Below are 21,433 nucleotides of genomic sequence, written 5' to 3' on the forward strand. Positions count from 1 at the left end.
GAGATGGAACCGCCGAGGGATATGCATACAGCCTCAACACTTAGGCACTGCGTGTGCACCGGTAATCCGATCCCACCGACGGACGGCGTTCCGGCGGGACGGCGCGTCGCCTGCTCGTCGAATCGGCGTGGGACGGACGTCGAGTGAACGGCGTGCGTCCGTCGAGGTGTCATCGGGCGCACGGTGAGCGCACCGACCGGCCGCCGGAACCGGCCCGCGACCGCAACCGCCTACGACGAGACCGCGACCTCCGAGAGGAGCTGTTCGAGCACGGTGCCCTGGGCCTTCCGCAGGTGCTGGTGGAACGTCGACCCGGCGATGTCGAGCGACTCGGCGACCTCCTCGCCGGTCGCGCCGCGCGGCCACTCGAAGAAGCCGGCGAAGTAGGCCGACTCGATCACGGTGCGCTGGCGCGTCGTCAGTTCCCCGAGCACCGACGTCCCGAGCGTCCCGGGCCGGGGCGACGGCTCGGACACCTGGCGCTGGGAGACGAACTCCACGTCGGGGTACGACTCCCGGACCGTCCGCAGGACCCGCCGCACGTCGGTTCCCGGCGACAGCTGCACCACGATGTGGTAGTCGCCGTCCCTCACGACCGCCTCGGTGAGCCGGCTCCCGCGCCTCGCCATGATGCAGCTCAGCGGCGGCTCCGAGAGTCGCGACTCGAACCGGACGCGCGCGTCGGTCTCCTCGCGGACGTGAAGCTCGTCCACGAAGTCGAGCCGGTCGGGCAGCAGCCGCAGCGTCTCGACCATCTCCGGCGTCGCGGTCCCGTACTCGAGGTACTCGCCGCCCTCCAGCGGGATCGCGCGCTCGAACCGGATCTCCCCGTCGGCGTCGGGCAGGTCGAACGCCGACGGGAGGTCCCGGAGGCGCAACTCGAGTTCGACCATCTCGTCGTTCGTCAGCGCCCGCTTCCGCTCGAGGGCGGCGATGGCGTGGCCGACCGTCCTGCCCAGCCCGTCGACCATCGCCCGGCGCTCGCCCGCGAACGCGTTCGGGCGGCCGGCGTACACGTTCAACACGCCGTAGCGCGTGTCCTCGTGGCTGATCGGGACGGCGACCGCGGAGCGGTAGCCGTGCTCGCTCGCGTGTTCGCGCCGGTGCTCGTACTCCGGGTCCGCGCGCACGTCCGAGACCACCTGCGGCTCGCCGGTCCGGACCGCCCGGCCGGTCGGTCCCCCGCGACCCTCCTCCCGGAACTCGATCCCGGTCCCGTCGAGATACTCCTCGACCCCCGCCTCCGCGCGCAGGGTCACCTCCTCGCTCCGGGAGTCGATCCCGCCGATCCAGGCGAACGCGACGGCGTCGACGGCCGCGAGCCGGTCGCAGACGAACCGCTCGATCTCGTCCCGGGTCGGCTGCCGGACGACGCCCGCGCTGATCCGGCTGACGATCGCCGCAAACTCGTCGTCCCCGCCACGTCGCTCCCCCGTCCCGTCGGCCGGATCGCCCGCGGCCGTCCGGTCGGTGGCGTCGACGACGACGCCGTCGATGGCGACCGGCTCCCCGTCCGGCCCGCGAACCGCCCGACCGTACTCGTTGACCCGACGGGTGCCGCCCCCGGCGGGCCGGATGCGGTACGCCGTGGCGAACGAGTCCCCCCGGGTCACCGCCTCCCTGACCGCCCCGCGGACGCGGTCGCGGTCCTCGGGGTGGACGACGTCGTCGCGCCAGCCCACCGCGCCCGACTCCAGCGCCTCGGGGTCGTAGCCGGCCACGTCGACGCTGCCGTCGGTGACGACGTCCGGGGTCCCGCCGGGGTCACGGCAGCGGTAGGCCATCGCCGGCAGGTCGTCGACGAGCCCCGGGAGGTCCGGGCTCGCGTCGATCGACCCGTCGTCGGCCGGCTCGCCGAGGACGGCGACGGTCCGACCGGCCGCGGCGGGGCGGGCCGCATCGAGCCTGAGTTCGCGCGCGAGGCGCTCGCCGTCGCCGGTCACGAACCGGGCGCGGACGGCGTCGAACCGCACCCCGTCGGTCGCGTTCTCCGAGTCGTACCAGCTCAACACGGCGGAGAGACGCGGGCGGTCGTCCGCCACGACGAACGCCGAGAGCGCCTCGCCGAGCAGCGCCGACCGCTCGCGGCCGAGGGTTTCGAGGAACGCGCCGTTGACCTCGACGACCGCGCCGTCGGCGTCGAGCCGACAGACGCCCGTCTCGAGCAGCCCGAGCAGCGGGTCCCGCTCCGCTCCTCCCGTCAGGTTCCGGTCCCCGTCCGTCGTCCGGTCCCGGCCCGAGCCGAGCCTCGACTGCGCGTCGCGGTCGGACATCCTGATTGGTCAAGGTGTAAGGCCGTACAAGAAATTACTGGGTTGAACCGACGAGAGAGACGATGAGGACCGATTTTTCGTCGTTTTCCGTCCAGTTTATATCGGGTTACGTGCCTCCCGATTGGCGGAAAGTCGTACGTGGTTACCAGTAGGCTTCGTTTGCTCACCGGTACCCGCCGCCTGCTCTTCGTGGCCTGCTCCCGGCCTGGTGACGACTCCCGCCCGTCGAGCCGCCGGTCAGGTGCCGGCTCCCGGGCCGTCCGCGTCGGCGCGAACGTCCGCGACCCAGTGGAGGAACGCCGCCGCGTCGTCAGGGGCCGGCACGCGGATCGACGCCGCCGTGTCCTCGCGGTCGCCGACGAGGACGGCGACGCCCTCCGTCGGGAGCGCACGGAACGCGTCCTCGTCGGTGACGTCGTCGCCGACGAACAGCGGGAGCGCGTCGGGGTGGTGCTCGCGGAGCCGCCGGACCGCGCGGTCCTTCCCGCCGGGGACGTCGGGCCGCAGTTCGAGCACGCGCTTGCCCTCGGTGAGCCGGAGCCCGTCGGTCGCGGCGGCAGCCTCGCGGGCCGCCTCGCGGACGGTCGGGACGTGTTCGTCGGGCGTCCGTCGGTAGTGGACCGACGCGGTGACGCCCTTGTCCTCGACGATGCAGCCGGGGACGCCGTCCAGTTCCGCCCGGAGCCGCGCGACGGCGGCCTCGACGGCCGGCCGTCGCGCGACGGCCTCCGGGTCCACCGTCGACGCCGAGCCCTCGTCGAGTTCGAGCCCGTGGTTGCCCGCGTGGACGACGTCCGCGACGTCGACGCGCTCGCGGAGGTCCGCGAGCGAGCGACCGCTCACGACCGCCACCGTGACGGTCGGATCGCCGGCGAGCCGCTCCAGCGCCGCGCGGGCCGCCGGGAGCAACTCGGCGTCCGCGGGGTCCTCCACGATGGGCGCGAGCGTCCCGTCGAAGTCGAGACAGCACAGGATTCCCGGCGCCGATGCGAGCCGGTTCCCGAGCGCCGGATGCGGCTCCAGATGGGTGAGCGCCGGGGGACCGTCGGCGATCCCGTCGGACACCTCAGCTCCCCCCCGGTCTGGCCTCGCGGACCGCCCCGGCCGTCTCCAGCACGTCGTCGAGCCACGCCGAGAGGTCCCCCTCGTGAACCCGGCGGCGGAGCGCTCGCATCCGGGAGCGGCGCTCCCGGTCGTCCATCTCGATGGCGCGCTCGATGGCGGCCGCGCCCGCCGCCGTGTCGTACGGGTCGAGTTCGACCGCGCCCTCGGCCAGCGCCTCCGACGCCCCCGCGAGCGGGCTGAGCAGCAGCACGCCGTCGTCCTCGACCTGGGCCGCGACGTACTCCTTGGCGACGAGGTTCATCCCGTCCCGCAGGGGGCTGACGAGCGCGAGGTCGCTGAACCGGTAGAGCTCACAGAGCCGGTCGTAGTCGAACATCTCGGTCGTGTACACCACCGGCTGCCAGTCGTCGGTGCCGAAGCGGTCGTTGATGCGCTCGACGCCGTCCTCAACGCGCTCGCGGAGCCGCTGGTAGGCGGGGACCCGCTCGCGCGTCTCGCCGCCCTTCTGGACGTACGTGAGCTCCCCACGCAGCGACGGGCGCGTCTCGAAGAGGTGTTCGAGCATCTCCAGGCGCTCCGGGATGCCCTTCGTGTAATCGAGGCGGTCGACGCCGAGCGCGACGGTCACGTCGTCGTCAATGTCGTGGGCGTGCCGAAATCGCGTCCAGAAGATGCCGTCCGCGCCCTCGCTCTTGGCCCGGATGTCGTCGGCGTCGACGCCCAGCGGGAACGCCCGGACCGTCGTCGTGTGGCCCTCGTAGTGGACCTCGCCGCCGCCCCAGTCCACGGCCGCGCTCGGCAGGTGTTCGTCGACGCACTCGAGGAACCGGGCGCAGTACTGGGGACAGTGGAAGCCGAGGAGGTCGTTCCCCAGCAGCCCGTCGAGCAGGGCCGCCCGCTGGGGACAGATGCGGAGCACGTCCGCGGCCGGCCACGGGATGTGGAAAAAGTGCATCAGGAACGCCTCGGGTTCGGCGGTCTTGACCATCCGCGGCGCGAGCGCGAAGTGATAGTCCTGGAACCAGACGACGCCGCCCGACTCCGCGTGGGAGAGGACGGCGTCGGCGAACTCGCCGTTCACGTCCCGGTACCGCTCCCAGTGGTCGGCGTCGAAGCGCGCCCGGCACGTCGCGGTGTGATAGAGCGGCCAGAGCGCCTGGTTCGCGTAGCCGTCGTAGTAGCCCCGGACCTGCTCCTCGGACAGTCGGACCCGCTGGAGCGTGTAGGCCGGGTCCTCGGGCGGGACGGCGACGCGGTCCGCCTCGTCGGCGACCGCGAAGTCGGCGTCGCCGTCGCCCCAGGCGACCCAGGTGCCGTCGAGCCGACGCATCACCGGGTCGAGCCCGGCGGTTAGCCCGCCGACCGGGCTGTCGACGGCGACCCGCCGCCCGTCCTCGGCCGACCCGCCGCCCCCTCCTTCGTCGTCGCCCGCCTCGTCGGTTCCCGCGTTCTCCCCCCCTGCGTTGTCGACTGCCTCGTACCGGTGACGGTACGGCTGACGGTTCGAGACGAGCACGAGGTTCTCCCCGATGCCGTACGTCTCCGGCCGCGTCCGGCCGACCGGAGTCGACTCCGAGTTCGGATTCATGTACCCGTCGTCCCCTTCCCGTGCTGGACCCTATCCTCGTTGCCGGCATATTCATCCCGCCCGCTCGGCGGCGCGGGACCGCGGCCGAACGACGCGCTTACACGGGGCAGGCGAGGCCCCCGGGACCGCGACGCGAGGCGGACGCCGGCCGTCGTGTCGGGGGGAAAGCGCCTCGAAACCGGCGCGGTCGGGGCGAGGCTCACCGGTTAGGCGGGCCGTCGAACGGCCCCGGTGACCGCTCGAACCCGGTAACCTGGGCTGAACGACTCCCGCGTGACTGCGGGGCGGTCGGCCGGCCGCATGTGCTTGAATCTGCAAGCCGAACAGTTTCGTCCCCGTACGGGACCGCCTCGCCCGCCGGGAATCGGCCGCGAGACCCGTCGAGCGCCGCCGGCCACTGCCGGCACGACAGTTACGGATGGCGGTGGGTCCGTCCCGGAGCCTGGCGCCGGACGGGGCGTTTGGAGCGCCGGGCGGCGGTGGCAGGGTGGTTGGCGGCACAGGGCGACCGCGCTGGGCGGGGGCGCGAACGGATTTATTGGCCGTGGCGACGAACCGGAGCCCATGGAGTTCGTCCCGCTCGACGTCGCGCGCGACGCCGCGTCGGTCGCCAACGTCGTCTCCCGCTCGATGCGGGCCTCGTACGCGCTGAGCCCCGACCAGATCGACGCCGTCGTCGACGAGGAGTTCGCCGAGGCGGCGCTCGCCGGGAAAGCCGACCGCGAGGACGTCGTCATGCTCGTCGCCCGCGGGGAGGGCGACGCCGGCGGCGGGCCGGCCGGAGCCGCGGACGAGACGGGGGACGGCACGGAGGTCGCGGAGCCGGGGGAGGGAAAACCGGTCGAGGGGTTCGCGGAGGGCGAGTTCGGGGACGACGGCGCGGTGATCCGCTGGCTCCACGTCGACCCCGAGGCGCGCGGCGCGGGCGTCGGGACGGCGCTGTTCGAGCGGCTCACGGACGCGTTCGACGAGCGCGACGCGCGGACGGTCCGCTCGAACGTCCTCGCCGAGGACGTCGAGGGCGGCACGTTCTGCGAGCAGTTCGGCTTCGTCCGCGTCGACCGCGCCGACGTCGAGTTCGGCGACCTCTCGCTCGTCGCGGAGGTGTACGCCAGCCCGAACGCGGTCGACCCCGCCGAGACCGAGGGGTTCGACCCGCTGGCCGAGGGCGAGGAGCCGCCCGAACGCGCCGAGGCTCCCGACGGGACCGAGGTGTTCGTCGACCCCGAGGACCCGCTCTCCGGCACCATCGCCCCGTTCTTCGCGGCGTTCGAGTCCGCGGAGTTCGAGGCGCGCCACGGCTACTTCTGCGGGGCGTGCCGGACCGTCACGACCGAGGTCGACCAGCAGGACCGGGTCGTCTGCCCGGCGTGTGGCAACCGCCACCGGCCGTCGGACTGGGACGGGTCGTACCTCTGAGGACCCGACGGTCCGTGGTCGCCGCGGCCGCGTCCGGATCGGCGCCGGCGTCTCACTCCTCCGAGACGTCGCGCCAGTAGCCGGCGATCAGCGCCTCCGCCGTGTTGATTCGCCGGTTGACCTCCCCGTCCGTCCGGCCCGCGAGCGCCGCGAGCTTCTCCTCCAGCTCCTCGATCCGGTCGGCGTGCGGGGCGGCGTCCGCGGTCGCCTCCCCGCCCACGATCTCCCGGAACCCCTCCTCGATGGAGCGGAGCTGTTCCCTCCGTTCGGCGTCGGCCGCGGCGGCGGCGCGGTCGAGTTCCTCCAGGGCGCGCCCGGGTCTCCGCCCTCCCTCCGACTGGCCGTCCTCCTCGTCCACCATGGGGACCGTTGGCCGAGCAAAGAAAAAAGCGTACGGCCGGCTGGTCCCGGCCGCTACTCGTTCGACCCGACCCAGGTGCCGAGCGTCAGCCCGTAGACGAGGTGGCTGACGTGGAAGACGAACCGCTCGTCGGGGTCGAGGTCCAGGCCGAGCAGGCGGTCGAGGAGGACGGCGACGCCGAACGCCGACAGCAGCGCGCCGTAGGCCGCACCCAGCGCCGTCGCCCGGCGCTCCCGCGTCGCTTCCGCCCCCGACAGGAACGGGTCGGTAAGCACGCCGAAGACGCCGCCCGCGACCGTCCCGTACAGCAGGTGCAGGAGGAGGCCGACCCCGACGTGGTCGGACGGATCCCCGCCGCGAACCCGTGCGAGGAGCCACGCCGTCGGCGGCGGCGACCGCGCGACGGGAAGTCGGAACGCCGACATGACTCCCGTGGCCAGTGCGCCACCGGACAGGCCGACGACCGCCGCGTGCAGGCGTCGCTCCGCGTCGCTCGCCGCCCCGTCGTCGCCGTCCGTGACCGACCGCGCGGTCGACCGCGCGAGTGACTTCAGGCTCGTCACCGTGGGGAGACTGTCGGACGGCAGCGGGAAAAACGTGGGCGCTGCAGGGGCACGGCGACGGACGGCCGGGTCGACGACCGATCGGTGTCGACCGCCGGCCGGCCCCACCGGAGTAGGGTGACCTTTCCAACCGCCGACGGACGGGGTGAACCGATCCACAAGGCATATGCGTAGGCTGGCATCCAACCCGAGTATGAGGACGGACGACCCGCGCGGCGCGGGACAGGGGGGTTCGACCGGCCGGGGGGACGGCCCGGCGGGACCGCGGGGAGCGGTAGGACGGGTGAAACCGCAGTGAGTGACGATGACGCCGGGACGGCGGGCACGACGACGCGGCTCTCGGTGATGTCGTACAACGTGCGCTTCGACAACCCGCCGGTGGACCCGTTCACCTGGCGCGAGCGCCGCGACGACGTGGCGAGCGTGGTTCGGTTCCACGGCCCCGACGTCGTCGGGCTCCAGGAGGCGCTCCACGACCAGCTCGCGGACCTGCGCGAGCGGCTGCCCGGCTACGAGTGGCTGAGCGCGGGCCGGGCGGCGGCGCGCAACGCCGGCGAGTACGCCGCCGTCGGCTACGACGCCGACCGGTTCGAGCGCGTCGACGGCTCGACGTTCTGGCTCTCGGAGACGCCCGACGAGCCGGGGAGCGTCGGCTGGGACGCCGAGTTCCCGCGGCTGGTCCGGTGGGTTCGCCTCCGCGAGCGGACGACCGGCGCGGAGCTCGTCCACTTCAACACGCACTTCGACCACAAGGGCGAGACCGCGCGGGTCCGGAGCGCGGAGCTGCTCCGCGAGCGCGTCCGCCGGCACGCCCCGGGAACGCCGGTCGTCGTGACCGGCGACCTGAACTGCCTCGCCGGCGACGCGCCGTACCGGCATCTGGTGGGGACCGAGCGGGCCGGCGAGGTGGACGAGGCGGACCGCGGAGACGAAGCGGCGACGCCGTCCCTCCGGGACTGCCACCACGCCGCCGAGACGCCCCACCACGGCCCGCTGACGACCCGGACCGAGTTCGACGCGCTCGTCCCCGACCGCAAGATCGACCACGTGCTCGCCTCGCCGGACGTCCCGGTCACGAGCCACGCGATCGCCGCGGACACGACCGCCGACGGCCGCTACCCGTCGGACCACCTGCCCATCGTGGCCGACCTCGCCGTGCCGGTGCCCGACCGGGCGGGCGTCTCGACGCCGGCGACGGGGACCGGCAGCCCTGTCGGCGAGTAGGGGCGGCGTACGTCGCGGTCGCCGCCCGTCGGCCCGCCCGCGTTCCGGCGATAGCGGCGTCGAATCGGACGAATTCGACCCGATCGGGGGTCGCGTGGCGCACCTTTATGCGGTAGTCGGTAAAACAAACGGTGTCATACGGGCCGGTATGGAGCGGCCGAGCGCTATCGCCGTCAGCTCCCGAGAGGCCCACCGAGGTGATATGATGGTACCTATCCTGTACACGTTCGATCGGCCGTTCATGCGGAAGACGTACGAGGCGATCGACCGACACGTCGACGTCGAGTCGGCCTTCCTCGCGCTCGGGCCGGAGGCCGAGGGATGCTCGGACGCGCTCCGGGAGGTCGAGCGCGAGCCGGGCGAGTCCATCGACGCCGCCGTCGAGCGGGTCGACCCGGCCGTCGTCGTCCGGAACCACACGCTCGACCCCGGCGGGTTCGCCTTCGATGGCGAGCGAACCGTGGTCCACGTCCGCCACGGCGCGTCCGTCGGGCGGGGCGAGGTCGGGACGACGCTCGGGCGGCTCCGCGACGTCGTCGACGTCGCGCTCGCGCCGGGCGAGCGCTGGGGCGAGCGCTACCGCGAGGGGTTCCCGGACGGCGTCACGGTGGCAGTCGTCGGCGTCCCGGAGGCCGACGCGCTGGTCGAGGCCGACCCGCCCCGCGAGGGGCGAGTACTCTACGCGCCGACGAACCACAACTACGGCGGCGGGAGCTACCTGCACACGGCCGAACACGTCCTCGACACGTTCGCCGACACCGAGTACGAACTCCTGTTTCGCCCGCACCCGATGGATCGGCGAGAGGAGCCAGGGAAGTCGGTGACAGAACGGTGCCGCGAGCGCATCGCGTCGCTGCCGAACGTCACCTTCGACGAGGGAGGGACGCCGGGCGAGAGCCTGCTCTCGGCGGATGTACTCGTCTCCGACTACTCCGGCATCGTCACCGAGTGGCTCCACACGGACCGCCCGCTGATCCAGCTCACGGCCCTCGACGCGGACGACCGCGAGGTTCCGCCCGCGGGCTACCGGACCGATCGACTCGACCTCGAGACGGTGGACGACCTGTACGCGCACGGCCCGCCCGAGGCGGTTCGGGAGCGCCGGGCGGCGTTCCGGGCCGACCTCGGGATCCCGATGGACGGTCGTGCCGGCGAACGCGCGGCGACGGAGGTGCTGGCATGCACGCGGTGATCCTCGCCGCCGGGGAGGGGAGTCGGATGGGCGAACACACCGAGGACGTGCCGAAGGCGTTCATGGAGGTCGGCGGGCGGACGCTGTACGAGTACCAGCGCGAGGCGATCGACCCGCACGTCGAGGACGTGACCGTCGCGCTCGGCTACCGCCATGAGAAGGTGCTCGACCGCGTGCACACGGCCCAGGCCGTCGTCGTGGAGGCGTGGGACGAGTACGACAACGCCGAGTCGCTCTACCGGGCGCTGGAGGGGATCGACGACGACGTGCTCGTGCTCAACGGCGACGTGGTCGTCACGCCCGAGGCGGTCGCCAGCGTGCGCCGGCGCTACCGGGACCTCGAGGGCGAGAGCGTCGTCGTCCACCTGCCCGGGATCCAGACCGAACACACCGCCATCCGGCTGGACGAGCGGAGCCGAGTCACCGACTACGGGGAGATCACCGGCTTCCGCCACGCCGGGATGGGCGTCCTCGACCGCGAGCACATCGACGCGGCGGCCGCCCACCTCCGCCGGAACCGGGGCGGCTGGTACCCCTCGATGTACCTCACCGTGCCGACCCGCGGCGTCGAGATCCCGGAGTCTGACCACGTCGAGATCAACCGTCCGCGGGACAGGCGCGCCGCGAAAGGACGGCTGCCGCTGGGCTGAATCGGTGCGCCGGACACCCGTCCACGCGGCGAACACGCCGGGGTGAGCGGATGGTCGAGGCCTACGAGGTCGCGCTCGTCGGGGCAGTCGTCCTCCTCTCGGCGGTCGTCCACGGGGTCTCGGCCAGCGCCGTGAAGGACGCGGTCGACCGCCGGACGGACGCCCGGGTCGACGCGGAGGCCGGGGACGGGACGGCCGAGTAGCCCCCGCGGGGAGCCTCCCGCGTTATCGCTCGTCGTGGACCGGGAACGCCACCTCCGCGGTCGCCTTGTACTGGGTGATCTCCCCGTCCTCGACCTCGGCGGTCCAGCCCTCCACCTCGACGCCGTGGATGTCGTCGATCGTCTCGTTCGCTTCGGCGATGGCCTCCTTCGCTGCGTCCTCCCAGGACTGCTCGGACGTCCCGAGGACTTTGATTATCTTGATCGTCGTCACGGGCGTAGTACGACGAACTCGGATTAGGTTCTTGGGGTGGTTCGCTCCGTCTCCCGGCCGAAGCCGTCGCGTTCGGCCGAACGGAGGGAGACTGACGCGACGTAAGAAGAGCTTACCCCCGCTCCCGACGTGGAGCCGGGGAACCGGGACGGGTTGTTACAGTACTAGCTCTGTAATTGCGTTGGCTCCCCCACGCGTCGGACGTGCGGGACGCCCCCGCCGGAGTAAGCCGGTGTTAGCCCGGAGTAGTCGGCGTGAATCGTCAGCCGGGGGCGGCGTGGGGGGTCGTGCTCCACGCGGCGGTAGGTCGGGTGAAACCCGCGGCCCGGGCGGCTCCTCGTCCGCCGGGTGTGCTCCCGGATTCGGCCGACTCGGGCGGCTCGGCCGTCCGACGGCGTCAGTACCGGGGCGACTGTGCCCGGATGATCGCCGCTGCGTCGTCGAGTTTCGAGCCGAGCAGGACGAGGACGTCGTCGAGCGTGACGATTCCCTCGAGCCGTCCGTCGGCGTCGACGATGGGGAGCCGGCGGACGCCGGCCTCCTCGAGGACGCCGATGGCGTCGAAGACGCTCGACTCCATCGTCGCCGTCACGGGGTCGGTCGTCATCACTTCCTCGACGTCTCGCTCGGCGACGTCGGGCGTCGCGTCGAGCGCCAGCGCCACCGAGCGGTCGGTGACGATGCCGACCGGCCGGTCGTCCTCGACGACGACGATGCTCCCGACGACCTCCTCGGCCATCGTCCCGACGGCCGCCGACACCGGCTCGTCGGGCGCGACGGTGACGACGTCGGTCTGGACGACCTCCTCGAGCGCTACCGGCCGAAGCCGGGCGCGCCCCCCGAACTGCTGGTCGCCGCCGGCCTGCGCGCTCGGTGGCTGCATCTGAGACTGCATCCCTCGTCCCTGGGGCTGCTGCTGTGACGCGGTGTTCGGCTGGTGTCGATACTGGGGCGTTCCCCGGGGTGGCTGCTGGGCGTACCCCTGCTGAGTCTGCTGTCCCTCGTAGCCGGACTGGCCGCCGGCCCCCTGGGGGTGCTGGCCGTAGCCCTGCTGGTCGAGTCCCTGCTGGTCGAGTCCCTGCTGGCTCACTCCCTGCTGGTTCATCCCCTGCTGAGTCTGCCGTCCCTGCTGTTGTCGCTGCGGGTTCTGCCGGGAGCGGGCCCCCGCCGGCTGCTGGCCCTGCTGCCCGTAGCCCTGGCGGCTCCGCCGTGCTGACTCGCGCTGGGGGTGCTGATACGACGCTTCCGTGCGAGCGTAGGGGTCGTTCTCCGTTGGTCCGTACATGGTGATACCTGCTAGCCGACGCGCCGGCGCTAGCAAGGAGCCGATACGCGTGACGTCCCGATAAAACCGGGGGCACGCCACGGGCGTCGGCCGCCCGCGAGGGGACAGCCGCGGACGCGCGTAACCCGGCTATAACAAAGCCTGCGGCCGTGGGGGAGGAGACATGGCACTCATCGACACCGTCATCGTCTTCCTCGTCGGCCTCCTCATCGGGGCCCTCGGGATCTACGTCGGGGCACGGGTGCTCACCGACGCCGACGACTACACGTACGCCATCGTGACCGCCCTGATCGGCTCGGTCGTCTGGGCCGTCATCGCCTTCTTCGTCGGCGGGATCCCCTTCCTCGGCCCGCTGCTGGCGCTAATCGCGTACCTCGGGGTCATCAACTGGCGCTACCCGGGCGGCTGGACCACGTCGGCCGGCATCGCGCTCATCGCCTGGGTGTCGGTGCTCGTCATCCTGTACGTCCTGGCGTTCCTGGAGCTCGCCACGTTCGAGGCCGTGGGGGTCCCCGGGCTCTAGGGCGGCGAGTCAGTCCCTCACAGAGCGCGGGGTCCGTCGGGACGCCGTCGGCGTGGCCGGGGCGGGGATCGCCGTCGATACCGCCAGCCGTCGCCACGGACACGACTCACGCCGGGAAGCCGGGCGAACGCGGGGCGGACGAGTCCGGCCGTCCACGCGTCCGGCGTCGGGTAACCGGCGGGGTGGTCCGGGAACGTGGCGGCGGCGACGTCGCGCTCGGACGCCTCGCCCCGCCGCCGGACGACGCCGAACGCGGCCCGGACGGCCTCCCGTTCGGCCGGAGCGAGCGCGAGCGACTCGATGGCCTGTTTCACGCTGCCGAACGGACGATGGCCGCCGCGGCCGAGCCGCCGCGTGCCGTCCGCGCCCGACGTCGCCGATTCGGGCGGGCCGGCGTACCGCCAGGAGTCGGTCGGCCGCGTCGGCGCGACGACGCGGGGGAGCGCGGCCAGCGGGTCGCGCACGCAGTCGGTCCACCACGTGTCGCCGGTCGCGTACCCGGCGGGTTCCTCACGGTGGATGGCGTCGATCAGTTCGTCCGGGGTGGCCCGCCCCCAGTAGCGGAGGAACGCGAACGAGTCCCTGACGGCGTCGGCCTCGTCCGGACGGAGCCGGAACGTCGCGAGCACGCGCTCGACGGCCGGCGTGGTGTCGATGCGGCTGTCGGTCGCGCCGGCACGCCTGGCGGCGACGCGACGACCGCTGTCGGTCCGCCGAACGTCGCCCCCCGTCGACTCCGTGACCAGCCCGTTGTCCGCGAGCGCCCGCAACCGACTCCGGAGTTCGTCCGACGGGCGGTCGAGGTCGGCCGCGAGCGCCTCGACCGTGTGCTGGTCGTCGCCGAGCGCCGACAGGAGCGCCTGGTCCGTCCCATCGAGTTTCATTCGCGGATGTACCGACGGGGGCCCGGGGCTTCAACCTGCACGCTCGGCCCCGGCGGACTGACGCGGGACGCGACTCAGCGGTCCGTGGTCGACCCGCCCTCGCTCCCCTCCAGGCGCCCCTCCTCGAACTCGGAGACGAGCGCCTCGAACGCTTCGTCGGGATCCGCGAAGCTCCGGTCGAGGCGGCCGAACGCGCTGCCGAGCGACTCCGTCTCGTTCGGCAGGTCCGTCGGGTCGTCGGCGTAGTAGGCAGCCAGGTCCTCGCTGGTGACGGGGTACTGGTGGGTCCCGAGGTCCGCCCGAACGGCCTCCAGGGTGGTCTCGACCGACTCGGCGCGCTCGTGCTGCCGGCGCTCGGCGGCGTCCTGGACGCTGTCGCGAGCGTCGCGCTCGGCGGGGTCGTCGGGTGCCATGGGTGCGTGTCGGGTGCGATGACTCAAGTATTCACGGTCGCGGGTCCCTCCCGACCGTCTGGGGTCGCCCGTCCCGCGCTTCGGGACGGGTCGGAGCCCACGGATAGACCTTTGCTCCCAGCCCCCGAATCGGGTCGTATGAGCGGACGTGGAGAGACGCCGATGGAGGAGGGCGAGGACGCCGGCGCCGACGGAGCCGACCTCGCGTTCGGACAGACGCTGTACACGGAAGAGGGCGACCCGGTCGGGATCATCCGCGGCCTCGAGGAGGGTGGCCTGTTCCTCAGCCTCCGGGACGGCGTCGAGTCGCTCAGCATCGCGCACGCCCGCTCGGGGCAGGCGTTCGGCGAGGCCGAGCTGATGTGGCGCTGTCTGAACTGCGGCGAGATGGGCGAGATCGACGACGGCCTGCCCGCGCGGTGTCCCAACTGCGGCATCGAGCGCGAGGCGCTGATGTACTGGACGGAGGACTGACCGTGCGGGCAGCGTCCCCGGGCCGCTCGACCGCGCGCGGCCCCTCCGGCCCACCACGGCACGCCCGCCGCGAGGGACCTCAACAGTTAGGGGAACACCTCTTATCCGATAGTTGTGAATCCACCATAGCACCATGACGACGATCGTGAGAGCCACGCTACCGGCAGGACAGTTCGCGCTCGAGAACACGTTCCAGCGGGTGCCCTCGGCCGAGTTCGAGATCGTGCGCGTGGTCGCCAACAGCACGGACCGCGTGCTCCCGCTCCTCTGGGCGACCGCCGACGACGGGGCCGCGTTCGACTCGCTTCCCGACGCCGTCCGGGAGGACCCGACGACCCGGGAGGTGTCGGTCGTCACCGAGTTCGACACCGAGTACCTCCTGAAACTCGAGTGGGAGATGCACGTCCGCGTCCTCTTTTACGTCCTCCAGGAGGAGGACGCGACCATCCTCGACGCGAGGACGAAAGCGGACGACTGGCACTTCCGGATCCTGTTCCCGGAACACGACTCGGTCGCCTCGATGTACCAGTCGTGCCAGGAGTACGACGTGTCACTCGACATCAAACAGATAACTCAACTTTCCGACTCGTTCAGGCGGGGGTGGTTCGGACTGACCGAGCACCAGTACGAGACCATCGTCGGCGCGTACCGGGAGGGGTACTACGCGGTCCCGCGGGAGGCGAACCTGGAGGAGCTCGCGGGCAGCTTCGGCGTCTCGCATCAGGCGCTCTCCGAGCGGCTCCGGCGCGGTCACGAGAAGCTCATCGCCAACGCGATGCATCTGGAAACGTCCACGGTCTGAATCGGCGGCGACGGTGACGGCCGCGACGTGAGCGATGTGTTCGCGGTGAGACGTGGTACTCTTTCCGGAACTACGTCATAGTTCCTTTCGAACTTCTTAGTTTTCTTCTTTTAAGTACCTGACCGGATCGAACGGCGGCGGAGCCGGGCGAGGAGTTCGGTGCGGGACCGGGCGTCTCGGGCGGGCGGCCGTCAGTCGCCGCCCGGGGCGTGGGAAGGAGTAAAACCCCCTCCCCGGAAACGGGACCCCCGATGGAGGACGTGCTCTGGTACCTGCTCGCGAGTTCCCGCGGCGGGCCGACACGGACGCGTCTCCTCCGACTGCTCGACGAGCGGCCGCGCAACGCCAACCAGCTCGCGACCGCGCTCGAGCTCGATTACACGACCGTCAGACACCACCTCGACGTGCTGATGGACAACAACGTCGTCCGGCGGGCGGGCGACGACTACGCGGCCGTCTACCTGTTCACCGAGCAGGTCGAGACGAACTGGCACACGGTCGAGGAGATCCTCGACACCGTGGACGGCGGAGACGCCGCGGCGACGGGTGACGAGACGGGAGCCGGAAGCGAGCCGGAGACCGGGGCGGAAAACGGGAGCGGGACGGCGACCGAGGAAACCGACACGGAGGACACCGAAGGCTCATGATTTCGGACGAATATGGGACAGCACTGAAAGGGGCGGCCGACCGACCGCGGAGGCGACGATGACCATCTGGCTCGAGGCCGCGCGGGTCGCCGCGGGGGTGAACACGCTGTTGCTGCTCGCGCTGGGCACCGTCTGGCTCCGGAACTACCGGCGGCACGGCGCCGAACACACGCTCGGCCTGCTCGTCGTCGCCGGATTCCTGCTCGTGGAGAACCTGCTGTGGCTCTACTTCTATCTCGCCCACCCGGCGTTCATCGGCTGGTTCGTGGCGTCGGGGGCCGACGTGCAGGCGGGCGTGACGATGCTGTGCGGGCTGGAACTCGTCGCGCTCGCGTTCCTCGCGCGGCTCACCCTGCGCTGACCGACGACCGACCCGACGCCGTCCACAGCCCCCGCACCGGATCCGACGCCGCTCCCGCCGAGCCGAACGTCACGCGACGTTGGACGAACTTTGGACGGAGTCCGGAAAACGTTCTTTCGCCGATTTCGCGTCCTCCCGGCCATGGCACCGACACGACGCGCGCTGCTCGGCGCTGCCGGCGCGGCTGCCGCGACGCTCCCCCTCGCGGGCTGTATCGGCAGCGACGGCGGCGACGGCGGCGACGGCGGCACGGACTCGCCAGGGTCGACCGAGGAACCCACCGTGGAGCCGACCGACGAGCCGACGGCTGCATCGACCGACGGAACCACGACCGGATCCGACGCCGCGGAGGCGACGGTCGCCGTGCGCTCGCATCCCGAGCACGGCGACGTCCTCGTGGGTCCGGACGGGCTGACGCTGTACATGTTCGACTCCGACACGCGGGGCGCGGGCGCGAGCACCTGTTATGACGGCTGCGCGTCGGCGTGGCCGGCGCTCACCGTCGACGGCGAACCGACCGCAGGCGAGGGCGTCTCGGCCGAACTGACGGCGTTCGAGCGCGAGGACGGGGCCACGCAGGTCTCGGCGAACGGCTGGCCGCTGTACTACTTCGCCAGCGACGCGGAACCGGGCGACGCCAGCGGCCAGGGAGTCAACGACGTCTGGTGGGTACTGACGCCGGCGGGGGTTCCGATCCGTCCCGGCGAGGGGACGACGACCCCGGCGGGGACTGCCGCGACGACCGCCGCCGGGGAAACCTCGACCGCCGCCGACGGGGACGGTTCGGGCGACGGCGGGCGCTACTGAGCCCGCGTCGCGGACCGAAAGCCCGACGTACTCCGGCCGCCGAAGACGGACGAATGCGATCTGTGCTCCTCGCCGGCGGCCACGGCGGCGACCCGTGGTACGCGCTCGTCCTCGGCCTCGCGGCCGTCGGCGGGGCGATCCTGCTTGGCGGGGGGTTAGCGGCGTTCCTCCGGCGCGGCACGCGGTCGTACCTGCTCGTCGCGCTCGCGCTCGGGACGCTCCTGGCGCGGACGGCGCTGGCGGTCGGCGCGGCGTGGGGCGCGGTCGACGCGAACACGCACCACTTCGGCGAGCACGTCCTCGACGTGGCGATGGCGGGGCTGGTCATCGCCGCGGTCGTCTACGCCCGCAGGACGGGAGGTGTCGGCTCGTGAACCGCCGGGGGAGGTGGCTCGCCCGATGAGCCAGCCCCCGACCCGGGAGCGGGTCGCCTCGTACGTCCGGAGCCACCCCGGCCTCCACTTCAACGAACTCGTCCGCCGGCTCGACCTCGCGCCGGGGCAAGCCCAGTACCACCTCCGCGGGCTGACCGGCGACGGCGACCTGTGCCGCGAGGAGGTGTCGGGCCGGACCCACTACTTCCCTGCCGAGTACGGTCCCGACGACCGCCTGCTCGTCGCGCTGTTGCGCCGCGAGACCGCGCGGGACGTCTGTCTCGAACTGCTCGAGACGCCCCGCCGACCGGCGTCGCTGGCCGAGGACCTCGACGTCGCCCGGAGCACGCTGGAGTGGCACCTCGACGGCCTCGTCGACGCCGACGTGGTCCGAAAGCGGCGCGACCAGCGCGGGCGCGTCACGCTCGAACTCACGGACCCCGAGGCGACCGCGCGGGGGCTGCGGGTCGTCCGCCCGTCGCTCCCGGACCGCCTGCTCGACCGCTTCACGCGGCTGGTCGACGGGCTGCTGGAGGGCGAGTGAGTTCGGGACGGCCGAATCCGACGAAAGGACTACCCGTCAGCCGCCCCTGCGGCCGCCGTGTTCGACGCGGAACCGGGGCGGCGCGTCCTCGCCGTCGGCCTCGCGGGCGTGGCGGTCGCCGCGCTCGGCACCCTCCTCCCCTGGGTCGCCGAGACGCGGCTGCAGGTGTACGTGCTCGGGATGGACTCGGGGCTCGAACGCCGCTGGACGAGGGCGCTCGCGCTCTGCCTGCCGATCGGAACTGTCGCCGTCCTCGCGGCGGTGGGACGGTTCGATCGGGGCGGCCTCGCCGCGCGGCTGCTGGCCGTCCTCGGCGGGCTCTCGGTGCTCGTCGCGGTGCTGGCGAGTCCGCTCACCGGCCGCTGGACGCCCGGCGTCGGCGTCTACGTGACGATTCTGGGCGGGGTCCTCCTGCTCGTCCCCGCCGCCTCCGCCGGGTCGAGGCTCCTCCCCGACGCGACGTGAGGCGTTCGACGGCCACACCACAACCCCCTTTCGTGCGGCCCGATTACCGCCGGCAATGACCGACACCGACGGCCTCTCGCGGCGCGAGTTCGGGAAGGCCGCCGTCGCCGCGGGCGGCGCTGCCGCGCTCTCGGCCTGCGTCGAGCGGCTCGACCCGGCCGACCCCATCCCGTCCGGCGACGGTGCCGCCGCACACCCGACCGGCCAGCACGAGTGGAACGAGTTCCTCCGCACCGACGACGCGGGCAACCATCGGCTTCCCCGACACCACGTGTTCCTCTACTGTTCGGTCTCGGGCGGGGGGACGCCCGGGACGGCCGCCCGCGAGTCCGTCGCCGGGGCGTTCGACGCGCTGGACGAGGCGTTCGCGTGGGGGCCGGAAGGGCTGTTCCACTCGGTCGGCTACTCGCCCGCGTACTTCGACCGCTACGACGGGTCGCTCCCCGACTCGGTCGACCTCCCGCACCCCGAGCCGCTGGCGCCGTTCGAGACGCCGACGTTCGACGAGCAGGACCTGCTCGTCCACCTCGCCTCGGACCGTCCCGACGCCGTGCTGGCCGCCGAGGAGGCGCTGACGGGCGAGCGCGACCGGGCCAACGGCGTCGCGGTCCCGTCCGCGCTCGCCGGGGCTGCAACGGTCGACTCGCGCCGGACCGGCTTCATGGAGGTCGGCAAGCCCCACGCGGAGGGCGACGACCTCTCGGGCGTGCCACAGCCCAACCCCATCCCCGAGGAGTCGCCGCTGTTCATGGGGTTCGTGGCCGGCCTCCGTGCGAACCAGGCGACCGAATCGTACGTCACCCTCCCCGAGGGCCCGTTCGCCGGCGGCACGACGAAGGTCGTCTCCAACTGGCGACAGCGCCTGAACGACTGGTACGGAGAGCAGGGCGACGAGGAACGCGTCACCGAGATGTTCTCGCCCGGCCACACGGCCCGGGGGCTCGTCGAGGGCGTCGGGGAGAACCTCGGCGACGACAGCGGCGTCGACGCCTTCATCGACGACGTCGTCGCGGACGCCGAGGAGTACGGCCGGGTCGGCCACGCGCAGAAGGCCGCGCGGGCGAACCGCGACGAGGACGGCAACGTGCGGCTGCTGCGCCGGCACGTCGAGTCGACCGACGACGACGCGGCGAGCCTCCACTTCCCGGCGCTCCAGCGCGGGATCACCGCGTTCGAGGAGGTGCGCCGCGCGATGAACGGCACCGACGCGACGGCGGCGACGCCGGCGGTCCGCCAGCGGGTGAACAACGGCATCCTCGAGTACATCTTCGTCCGGCGGCGCGGCTACTTCCTGATCCCGCCGCGGGACCTACGGGCGCTGCCGCGACCGGTCGGGGGCGCCGGGGGGTAGCGGCCGCGTCGGAGGGTCGGAGGAGGTTGGGGACGACGTGCAGTGGGAGTCGGCGGGGGCGACCGCCGGCGGTGGCTCGACCGGAACGCCGTGCGGGAGCCGGTGGATCGGTGGGATAATTAGAGTTCAGACTATAATAGTCTTGTTTCTAACTCCGAAGAGCCTATGTCGCCCCGGTCCCACGTGCGGCCGTGAAACAGTTCGTGGATCGCGCCGCCGAACTCGACCGGCTTCGGACCCTGTACGGGACCGACGAGGCGGAACTGGCGGTCGTCTACGGTCGGCGACAGATCGGGAAGAGCGAACTCGTCCGGCAGTCGATCGCGGGCCGGGACGACGCGGTGTACTACCAGGCGGTCCAGGGGACGCCCACCGTCCAGTTGAACCGGTTCGTGGAGGCCGCCGAGGACGCGTATCCGAGCGTCACGTCGATCAAGGAGGAGTGGGAGCCGCTGCTCGCACACCTGATCGATCGGGACGCGGTAGTCGTGATCGACGAGTTCCCGTACCTCGTCGAGTCGAACGAGGCACTTCCGTCCGTCGTCCAGCACCTGTGGGACACGAGCGTGGACGGGAGCCGGGCCACGGTCGTGCTGACCGGCTCCGCCGTCGGGATGATCCACACGCACGTCCTCGACGGGGGCGCGCCGCTCTACGGGCGCGTGTCGCAGCATCCGAACGGTCGGATCGAACTGGAACCGCTCCCGTTCCGGGCGACGAAGGCGTTCGTTCCGGGGTACGACGCCGAAGAGCGGGTGTTCGTCCACGGCGTGTTCGGAGGGACCCCCCGGTATCTCGACCCGCTCGACGCCGATTCGAGCGTCGGGGAGAACGTCTCCCGACTCCTCCTCGACCCCGACGGGACGCTCCACGACGAGCCCGAGACCGTGCTGCAGATGGAACTCACGGAGGTGAACACGTACTTCTCGCTCCTCGAGTCGATGGCGAGGGGGAACCGGAGCCGGAACGACATCGCCCAGGACGCGGGCGTCGAGAGCACGAACACGTCGTACTACTTCGACCGCCTCGAGACCCTCCGGATCGTGGGAACCGACCACCCGGCGCTCGCCGACCCCGCACGGAGCAAACGGACCCGCTACCGCATCCGTGACCCGCTGTTCCGGTTCTACTTCCGGTACCTGTACGGGCGGGACGGTCGGTACGAACTGTACGGCGAGGACGCCTACGCCGACCTCGTCGAACCCGAACTCCCGGACTTCGTCAGCGAGACGTTCGAGTCGCTCTGTCACGGGGCGCTTCCCGCGCTGTATCCGGCGTACACGCTCACGCGGGTGCCCGGTCAGTGGTGGCGCAAGGGGCGCGAGATCGACGTCGTCGCGCCGACCGACGAGGGGACGCTGCTCGTCGGGGAGGCGAAGTTCACCGGCGGCCCCCTCGGGTACGGGGTGCTCTCGACGCTGGAGGAGGACGCCCGACGGGTCGACTGGACGCCCCCGGGGGGCGGCGAGCCGACGTACGAGTACGCGCTGTTCAGTCGGAACGGGTTCACCCGGTCAGTCGGGGAGGCGGCGGCCGAGCGCACCGACCTCGAACTCGTCCACCTCGCCGACGTGGTCGCCGCGCTCGACGGGACGGGAGCCGGGTGAGCGACCGCGGGAGAGCGACTGCGGGTGAGCGGCTGCGGGAACACGAACGACGAGGCGGAGACCGAACCGACACGGGCCCGCCGAGCGGGGTGAAGTCGTACCCTTCGAGCCACAACGGTATCGGCC

The 21,433-nt window shown here is 72.2% G+C and carries 24 protein-coding genes and 1 pseudogene; 16 read left to right on the forward strand and 9 right to left on the reverse strand.

Features of this window, described 5'->3' with window-relative positions:
- Positions 1 to 230: 230 nt before the first annotated feature.
- From RJT50_RS18280 to RJT50_RS18290, 3 genes are all read right to left on the reverse strand, one after another.
- Positions 231 to 2,273: a bacterio-opsin activator domain-containing protein gene (locus RJT50_RS18280; protein WP_313696176.1), complete on the reverse strand. Its 2,043-nt coding sequence runs from the start codon at positions 2,271 to 2,273 to the stop codon at positions 231 to 233.
- Positions 2,274 to 2,510: 237 nt separating this feature from the next.
- Positions 2,511 to 3,338 carry a trehalose-phosphatase gene (otsB, locus tag RJT50_RS18285; RefSeq protein ID WP_313696177.1) on the reverse strand — a complete coding sequence of 276 codons (828 nt, stop codon included), beginning with the start codon at positions 3,336 to 3,338 and terminating at the stop codon, positions 2,511 to 2,513.
- Between the two features lies 1 nt (position 3,339).
- A complete protein-coding gene (locus tag RJT50_RS18290; RefSeq protein ID WP_313696178.1) occupies positions 3,340 to 4,926 on the reverse strand; it encodes an alpha,alpha-trehalose-phosphate synthase (UDP-forming) in 1,587 nt (528 codons plus the stop codon).
- A gap of 564 nt (positions 4,927 to 5,490) precedes the next feature.
- Between RJT50_RS18290 and RJT50_RS18295 the strand changes: the two genes are divergently transcribed.
- Positions 5,491 to 6,345, forward strand: a complete 855-nt coding sequence (locus RJT50_RS18295; RefSeq protein WP_313696179.1) for a GNAT family N-acetyltransferase — start codon at positions 5,491 to 5,493, stop codon at positions 6,343 to 6,345.
- Between the two features lie 52 nt (positions 6,346 to 6,397).
- Here RJT50_RS18295 and RJT50_RS18300 read toward each other — a convergent pair whose 3' ends face one another.
- Both RJT50_RS18300 and RJT50_RS18305 read right to left on the reverse strand, forming a co-directional pair.
- On the reverse strand, positions 6,398 to 6,706 hold the full coding sequence (locus RJT50_RS18300) for a DUF7553 family protein (RefSeq protein ID WP_313696180.1): 309 nt from the start codon (positions 6,704 to 6,706) through the stop codon (positions 6,398 to 6,400).
- Between the two features lie 53 nt (positions 6,707 to 6,759).
- On the reverse strand, positions 6,760 to 7,269 hold the full coding sequence (locus RJT50_RS18305; RefSeq protein WP_313696181.1) for a hypothetical protein: 510 nt from the start codon (positions 7,267 to 7,269) through the stop codon (positions 6,760 to 6,762).
- Between the two features lie 294 nt (positions 7,270 to 7,563).
- Between RJT50_RS18305 and RJT50_RS18310 the strand changes: the two genes are divergently transcribed.
- The 4 genes from RJT50_RS18310 to RJT50_RS18325 all read left to right on the forward strand — a co-directional run bounded on the left by RJT50_RS18310 (position 7,564) and on the right by RJT50_RS18325 (position 10,538).
- Positions 7,564 to 8,493, forward strand: coding sequence for an endonuclease/exonuclease/phosphatase family protein (locus RJT50_RS18310; protein ID WP_313696182.1), 930 nt, complete (start codon positions 7,564 to 7,566; stop codon positions 8,491 to 8,493).
- A 202-nt stretch (positions 8,494 to 8,695) separates the two neighbouring features.
- Positions 8,696 to 9,685 (forward strand): CDP-glycerol glycerophosphotransferase family protein, encoded by a 990-nt coding sequence (locus RJT50_RS18315; protein WP_313696183.1) that lies wholly within the window; start codon positions 8,696 to 8,698, stop codon positions 9,683 to 9,685.
- Positions 9,673 to 10,335 (forward strand): NTP transferase domain-containing protein, encoded by a 663-nt coding sequence (locus RJT50_RS18320; RefSeq protein WP_313696184.1) that lies wholly within the window; start codon positions 9,673 to 9,675, stop codon positions 10,333 to 10,335. Before RJT50_RS18315 ends, RJT50_RS18320 begins: the two co-directional genes overlap by 13 nt.
- Before the next feature lie 50 nt (positions 10,336 to 10,385).
- A complete protein-coding gene (locus RJT50_RS18325; RefSeq protein ID WP_313696185.1) occupies positions 10,386 to 10,538 on the forward strand; it encodes a hypothetical protein in 153 nt (50 codons plus the stop codon).
- 22 nt (positions 10,539 to 10,560) lie between these two features.
- Here RJT50_RS18325 and RJT50_RS18330 read toward each other — a convergent pair whose 3' ends face one another.
- The gene (locus tag RJT50_RS18330; RefSeq protein ID WP_313696186.1) at positions 10,561 to 10,770 is read right to left on the reverse strand and encodes a dodecin family protein; all 210 of its coding nucleotides are present in this window, start codon (positions 10,768 to 10,770) and stop codon (positions 10,561 to 10,563) included.
- A 397-nt stretch (positions 10,771 to 11,167) separates the two neighbouring features.
- Positions 11,168 to 12,055 carry a CBS domain-containing protein gene (locus tag RJT50_RS18335; protein ID WP_313696187.1) on the reverse strand — a complete coding sequence of 296 codons (888 nt, stop codon included), beginning with the start codon at positions 12,053 to 12,055 and terminating at the stop codon, positions 11,168 to 11,170.
- A gap of 163 nt (positions 12,056 to 12,218) precedes the next feature.
- Between RJT50_RS18335 and RJT50_RS18340 the strand changes: the two genes are divergently transcribed.
- Positions 12,219 to 12,578 carry a hypothetical protein gene (locus RJT50_RS18340; RefSeq protein ID WP_313696188.1) on the forward strand — a complete coding sequence of 120 codons (360 nt, stop codon included), beginning with the start codon at positions 12,219 to 12,221 and terminating at the stop codon, positions 12,576 to 12,578.
- 17 nt (positions 12,579 to 12,595) lie between these two features.
- Here the strand turns inward: RJT50_RS18340 and RJT50_RS18345 are convergent, their stop codons facing one another.
- Together RJT50_RS18345 and RJT50_RS18350 are read right to left on the reverse strand one after the other, a co-directional pair.
- On the reverse strand, positions 12,596 to 13,462 hold the full coding sequence (locus tag RJT50_RS18345; protein ID WP_313696189.1) for a helix-turn-helix domain-containing protein: 867 nt from the start codon (positions 13,460 to 13,462) through the stop codon (positions 12,596 to 12,598).
- A 74-nt stretch (positions 13,463 to 13,536) separates the two neighbouring features.
- Entirely contained in the window at positions 13,537 to 13,875 is a 339-nt protein-coding gene (locus RJT50_RS18350; RefSeq protein ID WP_313696190.1) for a DUF5789 family protein, read from the reverse strand.
- Between the two features lie 138 nt (positions 13,876 to 14,013).
- Between RJT50_RS18350 and RJT50_RS18355 the strand changes: the two genes are divergently transcribed.
- The 10 genes and pseudogenes from RJT50_RS18355 to RJT50_RS18400 all read left to right on the forward strand — a co-directional run bounded on the left by RJT50_RS18355 (position 14,014) and on the right by RJT50_RS18400 (position 21,307).
- A complete protein-coding gene (locus RJT50_RS18355) occupies positions 14,014 to 14,349 on the forward strand; it encodes a TFIIB-type zinc ribbon-containing protein (RefSeq protein WP_313696191.1) in 336 nt (111 codons plus the stop codon).
- 133 nt (positions 14,350 to 14,482) lie between these two features.
- Positions 14,483 to 15,151, forward strand: coding sequence for a helix-turn-helix domain-containing protein (locus RJT50_RS18360; protein WP_313696192.1), 669 nt, complete (start codon positions 14,483 to 14,485; stop codon positions 15,149 to 15,151).
- Between the two features lie 251 nt (positions 15,152 to 15,402).
- Positions 15,403 to 15,675: pseudogene (locus tag RJT50_RS18365) on the forward strand (winged helix-turn-helix domain-containing protein); the annotation flags it as partial.
- A 181-nt stretch (positions 15,676 to 15,856) separates the two neighbouring features.
- On the forward strand, positions 15,857 to 16,159 hold the full coding sequence (locus tag RJT50_RS18370) for a DUF8036 family membrane protein (RefSeq protein WP_313696193.1): 303 nt from the start codon (positions 15,857 to 15,859) through the stop codon (positions 16,157 to 16,159).
- 141 nt (positions 16,160 to 16,300) lie between these two features.
- Positions 16,301 to 16,966 carry a COG4315 family predicted lipoprotein gene (locus tag RJT50_RS18375; protein WP_313696194.1) on the forward strand — a complete coding sequence of 222 codons (666 nt, stop codon included), beginning with the start codon at positions 16,301 to 16,303 and terminating at the stop codon, positions 16,964 to 16,966.
- A gap of 53 nt (positions 16,967 to 17,019) precedes the next feature.
- Positions 17,020 to 17,340, forward strand: coding sequence for a DUF7471 family protein (locus RJT50_RS18380; RefSeq protein WP_313696195.1), 321 nt, complete (start codon positions 17,020 to 17,022; stop codon positions 17,338 to 17,340).
- 25 nt (positions 17,341 to 17,365) lie between these two features.
- The gene (locus RJT50_RS18385) at positions 17,366 to 17,884 is read left to right on the forward strand and encodes a winged helix-turn-helix transcriptional regulator (protein ID WP_313696196.1); all 519 of its coding nucleotides are present in this window, start codon (positions 17,366 to 17,368) and stop codon (positions 17,882 to 17,884) included.
- 57 nt (positions 17,885 to 17,941) lie between these two features.
- Positions 17,942 to 18,349 carry a hypothetical protein gene (locus RJT50_RS18390; RefSeq protein WP_313696197.1) on the forward strand — a complete coding sequence of 136 codons (408 nt, stop codon included), beginning with the start codon at positions 17,942 to 17,944 and terminating at the stop codon, positions 18,347 to 18,349.
- 55 nt (positions 18,350 to 18,404) lie between these two features.
- Positions 18,405 to 19,700: a DUF7405 family protein gene (locus RJT50_RS18395; RefSeq protein WP_313696198.1), complete on the forward strand. Its 1,296-nt coding sequence runs from the start codon at positions 18,405 to 18,407 to the stop codon at positions 19,698 to 19,700.
- Positions 19,701 to 19,891: 191 nt separating this feature from the next.
- A complete protein-coding gene (locus RJT50_RS18400; RefSeq protein ID WP_313696199.1) occupies positions 19,892 to 21,307 on the forward strand; it encodes an ATP-binding protein in 1,416 nt (471 codons plus the stop codon).
- The last annotated feature ends 126 nt before the right edge of the window (positions 21,308 to 21,433 follow it).

The organism is Halobaculum sp. XH14 (genome assembly GCF_032116555.1).
Classification (GTDB): Archaea; Halobacteriota; Halobacteria; order Halobacteriales; family Haloferacaceae; genus Halorarum; species Halorarum halobium.

Excerpts from the sequence above, each read along its gene's own strand:
- RJT50_RS18280 (WP_313696176.1), bottom strand. The coding sequence starts at position 2,273 with ATGTCCGACCGCGACGCGCAGTCGAGGCTCGGCTCGGGCCGGGACCGG.
- RJT50_RS18290 (WP_313696178.1), bottom strand. The coding sequence starts at position 4,926 with ATGAATCCGAACTCGGAGTCGACTCCGGTCGGCCGGACGCGGCCGGAG.
- RJT50_RS18295 (WP_313696179.1), top strand. The coding sequence starts at position 5,491 with ATGGAGTTCGTCCCGCTCGACGTCGCGCGCGACGCCGCGTCGGTCGCC.
- RJT50_RS18300 (WP_313696180.1), bottom strand. The coding sequence starts at position 6,706 with ATGGTGGACGAGGAGGACGGCCAGTCGGAGGGAGGGCGGAGACCCGGG.
- RJT50_RS18315 (WP_313696183.1), top strand. The coding sequence starts at position 8,696 with ATGATGGTACCTATCCTGTACACGTTCGATCGGCCGTTCATGCGGAAG.
- RJT50_RS18320 (WP_313696184.1), top strand. The coding sequence starts at position 9,673 with ATGCACGCGGTGATCCTCGCCGCCGGGGAGGGGAGTCGGATGGGCGAA.
- RJT50_RS18325 (WP_313696185.1), top strand. The coding sequence starts at position 10,386 with ATGGTCGAGGCCTACGAGGTCGCGCTCGTCGGGGCAGTCGTCCTCCTC.
- RJT50_RS18335 (WP_313696187.1), bottom strand. The coding sequence starts at position 12,055 with ATGTACGGACCAACGGAGAACGACCCCTACGCTCGCACGGAAGCGTCG.
- RJT50_RS18340 (WP_313696188.1), top strand. The coding sequence starts at position 12,219 with ATGGCACTCATCGACACCGTCATCGTCTTCCTCGTCGGCCTCCTCATC.
- RJT50_RS18345 (WP_313696189.1), bottom strand. The coding sequence starts at position 13,462 with ATGAAACTCGATGGGACGGACCAGGCGCTCCTGTCGGCGCTCGGCGAC.
- RJT50_RS18350 (WP_313696190.1), bottom strand. The coding sequence starts at position 13,875 with ATGGCACCCGACGACCCCGCCGAGCGCGACGCTCGCGACAGCGTCCAG.
- RJT50_RS18355 (WP_313696191.1), top strand. The coding sequence starts at position 14,014 with ATGAGCGGACGTGGAGAGACGCCGATGGAGGAGGGCGAGGACGCCGGC.
- RJT50_RS18360 (WP_313696192.1), top strand. The coding sequence starts at position 14,483 with ATGACGACGATCGTGAGAGCCACGCTACCGGCAGGACAGTTCGCGCTC.
- RJT50_RS18370 (WP_313696193.1), top strand. The coding sequence starts at position 15,857 with ATGACCATCTGGCTCGAGGCCGCGCGGGTCGCCGCGGGGGTGAACACG.
- RJT50_RS18375 (WP_313696194.1), top strand. The coding sequence starts at position 16,301 with ATGGCACCGACACGACGCGCGCTGCTCGGCGCTGCCGGCGCGGCTGCC.
- RJT50_RS18380 (WP_313696195.1), top strand. The coding sequence starts at position 17,020 with ATGCGATCTGTGCTCCTCGCCGGCGGCCACGGCGGCGACCCGTGGTAC.
- RJT50_RS18385 (WP_313696196.1), top strand. The coding sequence starts at position 17,366 with ATGAGCCAGCCCCCGACCCGGGAGCGGGTCGCCTCGTACGTCCGGAGC.
- RJT50_RS18395 (WP_313696198.1), top strand. The coding sequence starts at position 18,405 with ATGACCGACACCGACGGCCTCTCGCGGCGCGAGTTCGGGAAGGCCGCC.